This is a genomic window from Sinorhizobium sp. NFACC03, from assembly GCF_900103435.1.
Lineage (GTDB): Bacteria > Pseudomonadota > Alphaproteobacteria > Rhizobiales > Rhizobiaceae > Ensifer.
This window is the reverse complement of sequence record NZ_FMXF01000013.1, coordinates 13,068-26,732: the sequence shown is the minus strand read 5'-3', so window position 1 is coordinate 26,732 and position 13,665 is coordinate 13,068. Positions and strand designations below refer to the sequence as shown.

Annotated in this window: 13 protein-coding genes; 8 read left to right on the top strand and 5 right to left on the bottom strand. The window is 62.7% G+C overall.

Annotated elements, in window-relative coordinates:
* Positions 1-14: 14 nt before the first annotated feature.
* The gene (locus tag BLU35_RS17350; protein ID WP_093233893.1) at positions 15-1,031 is read left to right on the top strand and encodes an alpha/beta fold hydrolase; all 1,017 of its coding nucleotides are present in this window, start codon (positions 15-17) and stop codon (positions 1,029-1,031) included.
* A 27-nt stretch (positions 1,032-1,058) separates the two neighbouring features.
* Here BLU35_RS17350 and pyk read toward each other — a convergent pair whose 3' ends face one another.
* On the bottom strand, positions 1,059-2,498 hold the full coding sequence (gene pyk, locus BLU35_RS17345; protein ID WP_057254648.1) for a pyruvate kinase: 1,440 nt from the start codon (positions 2,496-2,498) through the stop codon (positions 1,059-1,061).
* Complete coding sequence (locus tag BLU35_RS17340; protein WP_057254647.1) at positions 2,498-2,974, bottom strand: DUF1036 domain-containing protein; 477 nt, start codon at positions 2,972-2,974, stop codon at positions 2,498-2,500. Before BLU35_RS17340 ends, pyk begins: the two co-directional genes overlap by 1 nt.
* 193 nt (positions 2,975-3,167) lie before the next feature.
* Here BLU35_RS17340 and BLU35_RS17335 point away from each other — a divergent pair, with 193 nt between their 5' ends.
* From BLU35_RS17335 to BLU35_RS17325, 3 genes are all read left to right on the top strand, one after another.
* On the top strand, positions 3,168-3,956 hold the full coding sequence (locus BLU35_RS17335; protein ID WP_093233892.1) for an N-formylglutamate amidohydrolase: 789 nt from the start codon (positions 3,168-3,170) through the stop codon (positions 3,954-3,956).
* A gap of 45 nt (positions 3,957-4,001) precedes the next feature.
* Positions 4,002-4,307 carry a DUF1244 domain-containing protein gene (locus BLU35_RS17330; protein WP_057254645.1) on the top strand — a complete coding sequence of 102 codons (306 nt, stop codon included), beginning with the start codon at positions 4,002-4,004 and terminating at the stop codon, positions 4,305-4,307.
* 126 nt (positions 4,308-4,433) lie between these two features.
* Positions 4,434-4,697 carry a DUF2312 domain-containing protein gene (locus BLU35_RS17325; protein ID WP_057254644.1) on the top strand — a complete coding sequence of 88 codons (264 nt, stop codon included), beginning with the start codon at positions 4,434-4,436 and terminating at the stop codon, positions 4,695-4,697.
* 160 nt (positions 4,698-4,857) lie between these two features.
* On the opposite strand, the gene BLU35_RS17320 is transcribed toward BLU35_RS17325, so the two are convergent.
* Both BLU35_RS17320 and BLU35_RS17315 read right to left on the bottom strand, forming a co-directional pair.
* Positions 4,858-6,717: a peptidoglycan L,D-endopeptidase MepK gene (locus BLU35_RS17320; RefSeq protein ID WP_057254643.1), complete on the bottom strand. Its 1,860-nt coding sequence runs from the start codon at positions 6,715-6,717 to the stop codon at positions 4,858-4,860.
* 180 nt (positions 6,718-6,897) lie between these two features.
* Positions 6,898-8,442, bottom strand: a complete 1,545-nt coding sequence (locus tag BLU35_RS17315; protein WP_057254642.1) for a sigma-54-dependent transcriptional regulator — start codon at positions 8,440-8,442, stop codon at positions 6,898-6,900.
* A 189-nt stretch (positions 8,443-8,631) separates the two neighbouring features.
* On the opposite strand from BLU35_RS17315, the gene BLU35_RS17310 reads away from it, so the two are divergent.
* Genes BLU35_RS17310 through BLU35_RS17300 form a run of 3 tightly spaced genes read left to right on the top strand, consistent with a single transcriptional unit; the run spans position 8,632 to position 12,365 of the window.
* On the top strand, positions 8,632-10,491 hold the full coding sequence (locus BLU35_RS17310; RefSeq protein ID WP_093233891.1) for a M3 family oligoendopeptidase: 1,860 nt from the start codon (positions 8,632-8,634) through the stop codon (positions 10,489-10,491).
* Positions 10,492-10,536: 45 nt separating this feature from the next.
* Positions 10,537-11,736 carry an aminodeoxychorismate synthase component I gene (locus tag BLU35_RS17305; RefSeq protein ID WP_093233890.1) on the top strand — a complete coding sequence of 400 codons (1,200 nt, stop codon included), beginning with the start codon at positions 10,537-10,539 and terminating at the stop codon, positions 11,734-11,736.
* Positions 11,733-12,365 (top strand): aminotransferase class IV family protein, encoded by a 633-nt coding sequence (locus BLU35_RS17300; RefSeq protein ID WP_093233889.1) that lies wholly within the window; start codon positions 11,733-11,735, stop codon positions 12,363-12,365. Before BLU35_RS17305 ends, BLU35_RS17300 begins: the two co-directional genes overlap by 4 nt.
* On the opposite strand, the gene BLU35_RS17295 is transcribed toward BLU35_RS17300, so the two are convergent.
* Entirely contained in the window at positions 12,330-13,280 is a 951-nt protein-coding gene (locus BLU35_RS17295) for a GGDEF domain-containing protein (RefSeq protein ID WP_057254638.1), read from the bottom strand. The genes BLU35_RS17300 and BLU35_RS17295 overlap by 36 nt on opposite strands.
* Positions 13,281-13,432: 152 nt before the next feature.
* Between BLU35_RS17295 and BLU35_RS35015 the strand changes: the two genes are divergently transcribed.
* A complete protein-coding gene (locus BLU35_RS35015; protein WP_353615038.1) occupies positions 13,433-13,573 on the top strand; it encodes a hypothetical protein in 141 nt (46 codons plus the stop codon).
* Positions 13,574-13,665 lie beyond the last annotated feature (92 nt).

Sequence of the window (13,665 nt, the reverse complement as noted above, 5' to 3'; positions counted from 1 at the left end):
GACAGATTGAGACAATGGTACCAGCCACATTCCTGCTCATTGGACTAGCGCTCGTCGGCATTGCCTACAGCCTCTGGCACGCGCGAGCCTTCACCCGGCGGTTTCCGAATGCCGGCGAACTGATCGACATCGGCGGTTATCGCATGAACAGCGTGCACCTGCCGGCAGGCGAGCAGGCCGATCTCCTGCCCGTCATCTTCATCCATGGCGCCAGTGGCAATCTGCTCGATCAGTTGCATGCCTTCGCCCCAGCCCTTGATGGCCGCGCCGAGATGCTGTTCGTCGATCGTCCGGGTCACGGCTACTCCGAGCGGGGCGGAGCGGAAAACGACCTTCCGGACGGCCAGGCGACGGCGATCGCAAAGCTGATGGAAAAGCGCGGCATCCGTCGCGCGGTCATCGTCGGCCATTCCTTCGGCGGCGCCATCGCTGCGAGCTTCGCCCTGCATCACCCGAAAAAGACGGCCGGCCTCATCCTGCTGGCGCCCGCGACGCACCCCTGGCCAGGCGGCATCGAATGGTACTATCGCCTCACGGCGCTCCCCCTCGTCGGCTGGCTCTTCGCCCATACGCTGGTGACGCCCCTGGGGCAGCGCCGCATCGAAGGCGGCACACACTCGATTTTTTCACCCAATCCGCGGCCCGACGACTACATCGACAAGACCGGCCCGCATCTGGTGCTGCGTCCGGCGACCTTCCGCAACAATGCGCGCGACATAGCCAATCTCCATGCCTATCTGACCGCGACGGCACCCCGCTACCGCGAGATCACGGCACAGACCGTGATCATCACCGGCGATAGCGACGGCATCGTGCTGGCCGACATCCATTCCCGCGGGCTGGCGCGCGATATCCCCGGCGCGGAACTGCTGTGGATCGGCAATCTCGGCCACAAGCCCGACTATGTGGTCACGGACGTGGTCGTGGCTGCGCTCGAAAAGATGGCGGGCCAGCCGACGGATCTCGAGCAAATAAAAAGGCGGGCCGAAGCCCGCCTGATCATGTCGTCCGAAGCCATCGGCCAAGTCTGACCCGATTCGCACTTTGCCAAGGCTGCATCAGATGCCGCTCATGCCGTCCGAACCGATATAGGCGATGCGCAGCATGTTGGTGGCGCCAGGCGTACCCAAGGGCACGCCGGCAGAGATGATGACGCGTTCGCCGGGCTTGCCGAAGCCTTCGGCCGCAACGATGCGGCAGGCACGGTTGACCATATCGTCGAGGTCCGTCGCGTCCTCGGTGACGACGCAATGCAGGCCCCAGACGACCGAGAGACGGCGTGCCGTCTGGACGATCGGCGAGAGAGCGATGATCGGAACCTGTGGCCGTTCGCGGGCGGCGCGAAGACCGGTGGTGCCGGACGAGGTGTAGCAGACGATCGCGGCAAGACGGAGCGTCTCGGCGATCTGGTGGGCAGCGAGCGAAATCGCGTCGGCACCGGTTGCCTCCGGCGGCGTGCGCTGCGCGTAGATGATGCTGGAATAGTGCGGGTCGCGCTCGACGTTGCTGGCGATCGACGCCATGGTCGACACGGCCTCCACCGGATACTCGCCCGAGGCCGATTCTGCCGACAGCATGACGGCATCGGCGCCTTCGAAGACGGCCGTCGCAACGTCGGAAACTTCGGCGCGCGTCGGAACGGGTGCGGAGATCATCGATTCCAGCATCTGCGTGGCAACAACCACCGGCTTGCCAGCGCGGCGACATGCGCGCGTCAGCTGCTTCTGCAGGCCCGGCACCGATTCCAGCGGCATTTCGACGCCGAGGTCGCCGCGCGCGACCATCAGCGCGTCCGAAAGCTCGATGATCTCATCAATGCGGTCGAGTGCCTGCGGCTTCTCGATCTTCGACATCAGGCCGACGCGGCCGCGGGCGATCTTGCGGACTTCGGCCAGGTCTTCCGGCCGCTGCACGAAGGAGAGCGCCACCCAGTCGATCTCGCCGGTGGCGAGAACGGCGTCGAGGTCAGCGCGGTCCTTGTCGGTCAGAACACCGACCGCGAGCAGCGTGTCCGGCAGGCTGACGCCCTTGCGGTCCGAAATCTTCGTTCCCGCGACGACCGTGGCCACGATGCTCTTGCCGTCGGTCTTCTCAGCGCGCAGATGCAGCTTGCCGTCGTCGATCAACAGGCGATGGCCGGGCTTGACCGCTTCGAGGATTTCCGGGTGCGGCAGGTAGACGCGCGTGTTGTCGCCGGGCACGTCCTTGTTGTCGAGCGTGAAGGTCTGGCCGACCTTGAGATCCACCTTGCCTTCTGCGAACTTGCCGACGCGCAGCTTCGGGCCCTGAAGATCGGCGAGAATGCCGATCGGCCGACCACAGTGGCTTTCCACCGTGCGGATGCGCTGAACCAGCGTGCGCATCACGTCGTGGCTCGCATGGCTCATGTTGATACGGAACAGATCAGCCCCGGCCTCGTGCAGCTTCTGGATCATCTGCTCATCGGAAGACGCCGGTCCGAGCGTGGCGAGGATTTTGACTTTTCTGTTCCGCTTCATCAATTCTGGCTTTCCTGCGTGCCGGGCGTTTCGGAGAGCTGAACCATCCAGCTCCCTTGCCGCCCCGTGTCGTATTCCTTGAATCCCATGCGCTGGAAGCCGCGGGCGAAGCAGTCCTGAACGCCCGCGATCTTGAACTCGTTCTCGGCGACGCACATGTTGACATCACCGGTCCAGCGGCCGCCGCGGGCCGCATCTTCCGCGTAGAGATAATAGTATCGTGACTCAAGCTCGCCCTCGATCAGGGTCGCGCAGGTGGTGGCCGGAACCTGCCACCAGCCCTCCGTTACCCAGCCTTCCTTGGCCCGGTAACCGATCGCCACTCCGACGAGATTTTGCGTGCCGTTGCAGACGCGAAAATCGGCGCGCGCTTCATCGGCAAAGAGAAATGAGCTTGAGGTTGCCAGGAAAAACAGGAGGATACCTCCCAGTGTCGTCAGCCCCGGCTTCGCTTTGGAAAAAGGATTTCTGGACACGGTTTCCGATGGAACTCCGTTTTGATTTGCGTGGCACTTTCTTGCGACGGCCAGCCCCGAAAGTCAACGTAACTCTAATCGATTACAATCGGCAAATTGCGTTCAAATTGCGCTAAACAGTTGCGCGTTTCTTGCGATTGACGCGCGTGCGTGCGATCAGCGAGGACGAGGCTAGACAAGAGACTGGACCGGCATGCAACACTATTCTCCCTATGAGATTATCGAAGCCAAGCCTGCAACCGGGCTCGTTTTGCTTGCCGACCACGCGATGAACCGGTTACCGGCCCAGTACGGCAGTCTCGGCCTGCCCGCCTCAGCGTTCGAGCGACATATCGCCTATGACATCGGCGTCGAGGCACTGGTGCGGAAACTCTCGCGAATGCTCGATGCGCCGGCCGTGCTCGGTTGCTTCTCCCGCCTGCTGATCGATCCCAATCGCGGCGAGGACGACCCGACGCTGGTCATGAAGATCTCCGACGGCGCGATCGTGCCCGGCAACCACCCAATCAGCGCAGAGGAATGGGAGAACCGGCTGAACCGGTTCCACCGCCCCTATCATCGCGCCGTTTCCGAGACGATCGGCCGAAGCGCCGAGGCGCATGGCGCGGCACCGCTGGTCATTTCGATCCACTCCTACACACCGGCCTGGAAGGGTGTGGCCCGCCCCTGGCACGCTGCCGTCCTCTGGGACAACGATCCGCGTGCCGTCCTGCCGCTGATCGAGAAGCTCGAGGCGTCGGGCGATATCGTCGTCGGCAACAACGAACCCTATGACGGTGCGCTGCGCGGGGATACCATGTTCCGGCACTGCATGATGCCGGGTATTCCCCACGCCCTGATCGAGGTGCGCCAGGACCTGATCGCCGACGAGACGGGCGTTGCTGGCTGGGCCGAGCGGCTGGCGCCAATCCTTGCGGGTCTCAACGCCATGACCGAATTGCATCGCTACGAGCGCCACGCCTCCCGCACCGGCGCCTATTAGAGCTTGGGTCCGGAAGTACGCAGTAACCGAAGAGGATCAACGTCCATGACCGAACTGACCCCGGAGCAGCAGACGGCATTCGAGGCAGCCGCCTTTCGCCGTCTCGTCACCCATCTGCGCGAACGCGCCGATGTCCAGAACATCGACCTGATGAACCTCGCCGGCTTCTGCCGCAATTGTCTTTCCAACTGGTACCGAGAAGCCGCCGAAGAGGCAGGCGTTGCTCTCGCCAAGGAGGAATCGCGCGAGATCATCTACGGCATGCCCTATGAGGAATGGCGCGAGCTCCATCAAAGGGAAGCGACCGCCGAGCAGAAGGCAGCCTTCGAGATCAACAGGCCGAAGGAATAAAGGCGTTTCGCCGGCGCTTGCCACGGAATTGACCGCGTTGTTGCGCATTGACCCTTGACCTTGGCGACCGTTTTCGGCACGTCACGGCACCCACGAAATTCAATTCCCCGTATCAAGGAGAAGACCATGTCGGATGCTCACGGCGTCGCACGCGATCAGCTTCGCGCTTTCATCGAGCGGATCGAACGCCTGGAAGAAGAAAAGAAGACCATCGCGGACGACATCAAGGACGTCTACGGCGAAGCCAAGTCCATGGGCTTCGACACCAAGATCCTGCGCAAGGTCATCTCGATCCGCAAGCAGGACCACGACGAGCGCATGGAACAGGAAGCGATCCTCGACACCTACCTCCAGGCGCTCGGCATGGTGCCGGCAGCCGCCGAAGAATAAGCAGGCTTGCAGGGCCGCCGACAGGCGGCCTCGTCCGGACAGCGATGGGGAGCAGGCTGCCCCCGACCCGACCAGAGACGACAGCACTCGAAAGCACGATACAGAATCAAAAAGCCCGCCGGTTCGGCGGGCTTTTTCGTGTCTGCTGTTCGGCCGAAGCTCAGTTCGTGCTGAACTTCTTCACTTCCATGAAATTGACCGCATTGCCGCTGAAGCGGGCCGTGTCCACCGTGCCAGCGCCGTTCGAGAAGCCGGCGGCATAGACCGTGGTCGGTGCGGTGCGGAGCGACTTGCTGACGAAGCGCGGCGCCTTGACCGGCTTGGAGAGCGTCGCCACACGACCCGTCGTCAGCGCCCATTCGGAAATGATCTTCTGGGTCAGCTTCGGCTCGGTGCGGACCGACGAGCGGGTCGCTGCGTCGGCGTCGTTCTTCTTCGGTCGACCGCCCTTTGCCGGCGCTTCGGCCTGCGTGTCGAAGGCGTTGTCGAAGACGGCCGCACGGGCGTTCGTGTTCGACTGCGGCGCATAGGCCGCCATTTCGATCGGCTGTTGCGATACCGGCTCGCGCTGGGCCGGCGTCGGAGCAGCAAGCGCCACACGGGTCGCAGCCTCGGCGGCAACGTCACGCGGCGGCTCTGCGGACGCAACGACCGGGCGCTCCGCGAAGGACGGAACCACGACCTGCGCATCGGCAACGGCGGCAAGGGCCGCATCACCCGCGGGCCGCATGGCCGGAACCGGAACGAAACCAAGCGCCTGCACATCCGCGGAAGGATCGGCCGAAGCGACAAGCGTATTCATGTCGCGACGGTCAAGCATCTGCGGCACCGGCACCTTCATCGAGCCGAGATCGGCGAATTCGCTCGGCATTTCCGAGGTCTGCGGCAGGGCAGCAGCAAGCGCATCCTGGGCCGCGTTCTTCTGCGGCGCCACCAGCGCAACGGCTACGCCGCCATCGGCAGGTGCATCCTTGAAGGCAGGACGGACAGCCGGGACCGGCGCGTTGATGTTCTGTTCGGCTGTTGCAGTGGCAGCAGCTGTCGGTTCGGCAGCAACCGAGCCGGCGACACCTGGAAGCGCTTCCTGGGCAGCAGGAGCGGAAGCCGTCTGTACCTTGGCCGGCGCAGCGCCGCCTTCATCGTCAGCGCCAGGACCGGCTGCGATCGCCGAGGGTTCTTCATCCTCGTCGCCGCCACCGCCAAAGAGCATGGCGAACAGGTTGCCGCGACGCTTGCCGCTTGCGCTATCGCCAGGACCGGTTGCACCGCCACCGGCGACCTCGATCGCCGAGGCACCGACGCGACGTTTGTAGTCGGCGACCGCCTGGTCATAACCCGGAAGCGGCTTGCCATCGGACGGCAGATGCATGGTCTTGCCATCAGGGAAGAGGCGAGCGAGTTCGGCGCGGCTCATGCGCGGCCAGGCGCGAACGCCGCCAACATCCATGTGAACGAAAGGCGAGCCGGAGGTCGGGTAATAGCCGACGCCACCCACCTGGAACTTCACGCCGATTTCGCGCAGCGTCTTCAGCTTCACGTCGGGAAGGTAGAAGTCCATTGCCTTGCCGAGCATGTGCTGGCTCTTCTTGGCGACACCCTTCGAGCGAGAACGCAGCATGCCGTTGGTTGCCGGCGAACGATAGGCCGAGACGACGTGAATATAATCGCGCGAACCGCTCTTCTGGTAGACTTCCCAGACGAGGTCGAGCAGGCGCGGGTCCATCTTGGTGGGTTCGTTGCGACGCCAGTCGCGAAGGAATCGGTTGATCTCCTGCAGGCCCTTGGTGTCGTAACGGCCATTGCGCTTGAAGGTGATCTGCGCCTTTTCCTGGGTATGAATGAAATAGAGTTTCAGTGTCCGGGTCTGGCCCGCGGCCTCTACGGGAGGCGCGAAACCTGGAGTCACGAGGGAAGCCGCAATAGCAACGGATGTAAGAACCTGCGGCACCTTACGGGTAAAGGCCGCGCAGACTCTCGCTAAGGAGCCGAGCGGCTTCTTAAAACCGAACAAATTTGGCATTCAATCCCCGTCCGACGGACAACCGTGCTTCGCTGTCTCAGATGACTGTCAAATAAGGTGACAGCATGGCAAATATGCCACAGTCGTCACCGCCCCTTATAATATAGTGAACACTTCACTAACAAGGTCTAAACGGCGGTGACTGAATAGCAGGGCTAATGAATTGTGAATGCGTCGATTTTATGCCGCCTCCCTCAATGGGTTCTCGGGATCGATGCCATAATCCTTCAGCTTGCGGTAGAGAGTAGACCGGCCGATGCCGAGCTTGCGAGCCACCTGGCTCATCTGTCCGCGGTAGAATTTGAGCGCAAAACGAATCAGTTCCTCCTCCACTTCGGCGAGTTTGCGGACATCTCCGCCCTCATCGACGCTGGCGATCGCGTTGTCCATCCGCGGGTCGTGCCCGGCATCGCCTTCCATCGATTTCGCCGCACTCGCGAAGTCCGGATAGACATTCGGCACCTGTTCCGCCGGCCCGCTTTCCCGTTCCGGACCGGCTTCGCCCCAGGAGAAGCCGGAGCGGTCGGAAACGACGTAGCCCGGGATCTGGGTGGCGATCTGCGGAAAATCCTTCACCGTCAGCTCGTTGCCTTCGGCAAGCACAACAGCCCGGAAGATCGCGTTTTCGAGCTGCCGGATGTTGCCTGGCCAGTCATAGGCAGTCAGCAGCGCCAAGGCGCCGCTCGAAATGGCGAGCGGTGTGTGCAGGCGCTGCTCGGCGGCAAAACGCTCGACGAAGGAACGCACCAGAACCGGGATGTCTTCCTTGCGCCGACGCAGCGCCGGGATGGTGATCGGGAAGACGTTGAGGCGGTAATAGAGGTCCTCGCGGAACCGGCCCTCGCGCACTTCGTTGATCAGGTCCTTGTTGGTGGCCGAGATCAGCCGCACATTGACCCGGTGCGGATGGCGCGCGCCGATCGTCTCGATCTCGCCCTGCTGCACGGCACGCAACAGCTTCACCTGGACTTCGAGCGGCAGGTCGCCGATCTCGTCGAGGAACAGGGTGCCGCCGTCGGCATCGACGAACTTGCCGGTGTGTTTTTCCGTCGCGCCGGTAAAGGCGCCCTTTTCGTGGCCGAAGAGAATGCTCTCGACCAGGTTATGCGGGATCGCGCCACAATTGACGGTGACGAAGGGCTTGCCGACCCGGTCGCTCGCCGACTGGATGGCGCGGGCCACCATTTCCTTGCCGACGCCGGACTCGCCTTCGAGCACGATCGGAATGTTGGACTGGGCGGCACGGCGCGCCAGGTCGATCACCCGGATCATCGCCGGGCTTGCCGAAACGATGTCCTCGAAGCCGACGGCGCCGCCGCGCGGACGGCGCGAGGTTTTGACCTTGCCGTCGCGGCTCGCCATCTTCAGCGCATTGCTGATCGCGACCGACAGCCGCTCCGGAGAGACGGGCTTCACCAGGAAGTCGAAGGCACCCGCCTGCATCGCGTGAACCACGGTTTCGATGCCGCCCTGGCCGGTCTGTACGATGACAGGCATATCGACGCCGCGCTCGGCCAGCGCTTCAAGGAAGCCGTGCCCGTTCATTTCCGGCATCAACAGGTCGAGCAGAATGACATTGATCATGCCGCCCTTGCGCTCCAGGAGCTCCAGACCGCTGCGGCCATTGTCGGCGAGATGCGCTACATGGCCGAGACGCTCGATCATGTTCGTCAACAACCGGCGCTGCACCGGATCGTCATCAATGACCAGAATATGTGATGTCACGGAAGCCTCCTGCTTTGGACACGCAGTACTATTTGGCCAACCTCATGTGCCAAATGACGTCAGGCATCTGTGCCATAAAGGGCTGAACATCATGTTTTGAGAAATGCTTGCATTTTATCCATTGCCGGCGATAGCAATGGAACCCATATCGCTTGCCTTCTTCCTGTCACGAACGAGAGAAATCCGACGATGACCTTCCGCCCCTTCGCTCCCGAGCAATCCGCTGTCCGCGCCGCCGCCGGGCAATCCCATGGCGCTACCGCGGATCTCGGCGACCTGCCCTCCTGGCGGCTCGAAGATCTCTATCCGTCGGCCGCATCGGATGCCTTTCGCAACGACCTGAAAAAGGCCGAGACCGAAGCGACCGCCTTCGAAACCAAGTGGAAGGGCAAGCTGGCCGAGGCCGCGACGAAGCGTGGTGACGACGGCATCGGCGCCGCCGTCCGGGAGTTCGAAGCGCTCGAAGATGTCATGGGCCGCATCGCTTCCTTTGCCGGCCTCACCTATTTCTCGGACACGTCCAAGCCCGAGAACGGCAAGCTTTATGGCGACGTACAGTCGAAGCTCACCGACATGTCGGCGCATCTGCTGTTCTTCTCGCTGGAGCTCAATCGGATCGATGACGAGGTCCTCGACAAGGCGCTGGAAAACGATACGCTTGCCGCGCACTACAGGCCCTGGCTGACCGACCTGCGCATGGACAAGCCCTATCAGCTCGACGACAAGCTGGAGCAGCTTTTCCTGGAAAAATCGATGACGGGTGCTGCCGCCTTCAACCGGCTGTTCGACGAGACGATGACGAGCCTCACCTTCAGCGTCGATGGCGAAGCGCTGCCGCTGGAAGTCGCCCTGAACCTGTTGCAGGATCCGGCGACAGAGGTCCGCAAGAAGGCGGCGATGGCGCTTGCCGAAACCTTCAAGGCCAATATCCGCACCTTCACGCTGATCACCAACACGTTGGCCAAGGACAAGGAAATCTCCGACCGCTGGCGCGGTTTTCAGGACATCGCCGACAGCCGCCATCTGGCGAACCGCGTCGAGCGCGAAGTTGTCGATGCGCTGGCCGAAGCCGTCAAATCCGCCTATCCGCGCCTGTCGCATCGCTACTACACGATGAAGGCAAAATGGCTCGGCATGCAGGAGATGGATTTCTGGGATCGCAATGCGCCGTTGCCGGAAACGCCGAACGCGCTGATTTCCTGGAACGAAGCCAAGGACACGGTGCTCTCTGCCTACAAGGCCTTCGATCCGGAAATGGCTGCGATCGCCCGCCGCTTCTTCGACGAGAGCTGGATCGACGCGCCGGTGCGGCCGGGCAAGGCACCGGGCGCCTTCGCCCATCCGACGGTACCATCCGCGCACCCCTACGTGCTCGTCAATTACATGGGCAAGCCGCGCGACGTCATGACGCTCGCACACGAACTCGGCCACGGCGTGCACCAGGTGCTGGCCGGGGGACAGGGCGCGCTGATGGCGTCTACTCCGCTGACCCTGGCCGAAACCGCGTCCGTGTTCGGCGAGATGCTGACCTTCCGCGCGCTGCTCGACCGGACGAAGGACAAGCGCGAGCGCAAGGCCATGCTTTCCCAGAAGGTCGAGGACATGATCAACACGGTCGTGCGCCAGATCGCCTTCTACGAGTTCGAGCGCAAGGTCCACACTGCCCGCAAGGAAGGCGAACTGACGGCTGACGACATCGGCAAGCTGTGGCTGTCGGTGCAGAACGAGAGCCTCGGGCCGGCGATCCGAATCTCCGAAGGCTACGAGACCTATTGGGCCTATATCCCCCACTTCGTCCACTCGCCTTTCTACGTCTACGCCTATGCCTTCGGCGACTGCCTGGTGAACTCGCTCTACGCCGTCTACCAGAACGCCGAAAAAGGCTTCCAGGAGAAGTACTTCGAACTGTTGAAGGCCGGCGGCACCAAGCACCATTCCGAGTTGCTCGCGCCCTTTGGCCTCGATGCCACCGATCCGTCGTTCTGGGCACAGGGACTGTCGATGATCGAAGGGCTCATCGACGAACTCGAGGCGCTTGATAAGGCCTGATCCGGGCACAGGTCCGGATCACGGCGCGATCGACAAGACGACTTTATGAGCGACACCGCACCCTATGTGCTGTTCCGGGACGACAGCGAAAACCGCACCACGGTTTTCGCTGAGCCTTCGCGCATCGTCACCGCGCGCACGAAAGCCGAATTCACCCGCGGCCTTGCCGAGCTCGAGCGCGCCCACAAGGCGGGCAAGTGGCTCGCCGGCTTCATGTCCTACGAGGCCGGCCACCTCTTCGAGCAGAAACTCGCAAGGTTTGCCGAGGAGGGCCGCGAAACGCCGTTGATGTCCTTCGGCATCTTCGACGCGCCCTCGGAAGACCATCCCCTCGCCGAGCCGCAGCGCCGGACCGAGAACGAACCCTTCCTCGCTGAGCCACGCGCCGGCTGGGACTTCGGCACCTACCGCGAGCGCTTCGATCGTCTGCACCAGCATCTGCGCCAGGGTGATTGCTACCAGGCCAACCTGACGATGCCGATCCGTGCCCGCTGGTCTGGCGATCCGCGCGCCGCCTTCTGGTCGCTGATCGACCGCCAGCCGGTGAAATACGGGGCGCTGGTTGCGCTTGACGGGCCGGTCCTCCTGTCGCGTTCGCCGGAACTCTTCTTCCGCGTCGATGCGGACGGCTGGATCGAGACGCACCCGATGAAGGGTACGGCCAAGCGCGGCGCCTCTGCGGCCGAAGACGCCGAGATCATCGCGACCATGCGCGCCGACGAAAAGACCCAGGCTGAAAACCGGATGATCGTCGATCTCCTGCGCAACGACATCTCGCGTATCACCGAAGTCGGCACACTCAGCGTCCCCAAGCTCTTCGAAATCGAGACCTACCCGACCGTGCACCAGATGGTGAGCCATGTTCGGGCAAAGCTCCTGCCCGAGATCGGTATCGAGGACATCTTCGCCGCCCTGTTCCCCTGCGGCTCGATCACCGGCGCGCCGAAGATGCGGGCCATGGAAATCCTGCACGACCTCGAAGACGGACCGCGCGACGCCTATTGCGGCGCCATCGGCTTCATCGCCCCGAGCGGGATCATGCGCTTCAGCGTCGCCATCCGCACGATTTCGCTTTTCCCCAACGGCGAGGCTATCTTCAATGTCGGCGGCGGCATCGTCTTCGACAGCAACGCCCAATCCGAATATGACGAATGCCTGCTGAAGGCCCGCTTCGCCATTGGCGACGACAAGATCGCGCAGGGCGATGACAGGGTCGCGCTGGGCGACGACGAGATCGCGCGATGACGGGCTTTTCGCTGATCGAAACGCTGCGCTACGAGCCCGAAAACGGCTTCGTCCGATCGCGCCTGCATCTGGCGCGGCTGAAGCGATCGGCGCGACGTCTCGGTTTTTCCGGAGCGGAAGGGGCAGAAGCGGCCTTGCTGGCCGCGGTGAAGAGCGGCGACGACAAGCTCGCACACCGTGTACGGCTCGAGCTTTTCCCGGACGGACGCATCGAGGTAAAGACCGCACCGTTCGTACCGTTGTCGGACGATACGATCTGGCGGGTGCGGATCGCCGCCACCCGGCTCAACTCGCGCGATCCGCTGCTGCGCTACAAGACCAGCCGCCGGGCGGCCTATGAAACGGCCCGCAGCGAATATGCAGCGAGCGAGGCTGACGAGGTTCTTCTGCTCAACGAGAAGGGCGAGGTCTGCGAAGGCACGATCACCTCGGTTTTCCTCGACGACGGTAGCGGTGTCCTGAAGACACCGCCGATCGCCTGCGGGCTGCTCGCCGGTGTGCTTCGTACCGAACTCATCTGCCAACGACGCGCGCGGGTAGCGCGCCTTTCGCCGGCGGATCTTACAAGTGGAACGCTCTATGTCGGCAATTCGCTACGCGGTATGATCCGGGTGAGACTCCTGGTCTGAGCCGGGAAGCGTGTAGCGCCTGACACGATCCCGCCCATCGCGCTTGGCGAGGTAGAGCGCCTGGTCGGCGCGCGCATAGAGGTCGCTGACGGAATCGCCATCGCGATATTCCGCGAGCCCGACCGAACAGGTGTAGAAGAACTCCGGAATATTCTCGAGCGGCCGGGAGCTTCTGACCCTTTCGAGCAGACGGTCGAGAATGCGATTGCCTTCGCTGATGGTGGTATCAGGCAGGATGAGCATGAATTCCTCACCGCCGATCCGGCCGAAGCAATCCGAGCGACGCACGAATTCCTGCATTTGACGCGCGAAGTCGAGCAGAACCTCGTCGCCGCGCTGGTGCCCGTGGCGGTCGTTGATCGCCTTGAAATAGTCGATGTCGATGATCGCGACGCAACCCCACATATGCGGATTTTCGGCACAGTTGGCGATGAACTCGGTCAACCGCCCCATCGTGTAGCGACGGTTGGGCACACTGGTCAGCTCGTCGACCTGGGCCGCCCGAAGCGCGAAATCGCGGTCCTGCCGGAGCTCGCGCTCGCCCGCATGGATAGTGGTGACATCGACGGCAATGCAAAGCATATAGCCGTCGGAATCCACCGTCTCCGTCATCCACAGCCAGCGGCCGTCATGCAAGTCGGTTTCCATGGCACGAAAAGGCACTTTGCCGCGCCGGTGAGCCGTCGAGGCAATCCAGGCGTTGACGTCGTCGGTTTTCAGGACGGTCCCCTGACCGGCCGCGTAGTTGCGGCGCATGATCTCCGCCCAGGTCGGGCTCTCGTCTGGACCGACGTGATAGGCCGCGCGAAATGCCGTGTTGGCAAACCGCAATCGATCGTGCTGATCGTAGAGCGCGATCAGTACGGGTGTTTTGCTCTGTAAGGCCGCAAGAGCCTTGAGATGACTACCGGTCACGGTCTGTCACGCCTCCGGGTCGGACAATATCAATCATGGCGCGAAGCGGATGCTTCAGACGAAGCTATAGCACGAAGTGCTTGTGACAAGCGTTTACGCGTGTGAAACGATGGGGATATGGTTAAATCACCGTCTTGGACCGGCCGAAGTGCATGAAGCATACGCCCTACGACGGTTCCTCCAAGCCCCTCACCATCGGCCCTGCCCAGCTCGATCCCGATCGCTGGATCGAGCCTGACGAACAGCTACAGCACTATCTCTCAGAAAAGAAGTGCCTTCTTGCGGAAGCGTGAGGCAGTCGCGGCCCTGCTTTCGATCGCCGGTTAAGCACTATCTCAGATAGCGGTTGACCCGCCGGCTCTTTATTGTGACAGCGATCTATGCT

Excerpts from the sequence above, each read along its gene's own strand:
- BLU35_RS17350 (WP_093233893.1), top strand. The coding sequence starts at position 15 with ATGGTACCAGCCACATTCCTGCTCATTGGACTAGCGCTCGTCGGCATT.
- pyk (WP_057254648.1), bottom strand. The coding sequence starts at position 2,498 with ATGAAGCGGAACAGAAAAGTCAAAATCCTCGCCACGCTCGGACCGGCG.
- BLU35_RS17335 (WP_093233892.1), top strand. The coding sequence starts at position 3,168 with ATGCAACACTATTCTCCCTATGAGATTATCGAAGCCAAGCCTGCAACC.
- BLU35_RS17330 (WP_057254645.1), top strand. The coding sequence starts at position 4,002 with ATGACCGAACTGACCCCGGAGCAGCAGACGGCATTCGAGGCAGCCGCC.
- BLU35_RS17325 (WP_057254644.1), top strand. The coding sequence starts at position 4,434 with ATGTCGGATGCTCACGGCGTCGCACGCGATCAGCTTCGCGCTTTCATC.
- BLU35_RS17320 (WP_057254643.1), bottom strand. The coding sequence starts at position 6,717 with ATGCCAAATTTGTTCGGTTTTAAGAAGCCGCTCGGCTCCTTAGCGAGA.
- BLU35_RS17310 (WP_093233891.1), top strand. The coding sequence starts at position 8,632 with ATGACCTTCCGCCCCTTCGCTCCCGAGCAATCCGCTGTCCGCGCCGCC.
- BLU35_RS17305 (WP_093233890.1), top strand. The coding sequence starts at position 10,537 with ATGAGCGACACCGCACCCTATGTGCTGTTCCGGGACGACAGCGAAAAC.
- BLU35_RS17300 (WP_093233889.1), top strand. The coding sequence starts at position 11,733 with ATGACGGGCTTTTCGCTGATCGAAACGCTGCGCTACGAGCCCGAAAAC.
- BLU35_RS35015 (WP_353615038.1), top strand. The coding sequence starts at position 13,433 with ATGAAGCATACGCCCTACGACGGTTCCTCCAAGCCCCTCACCATCGGC.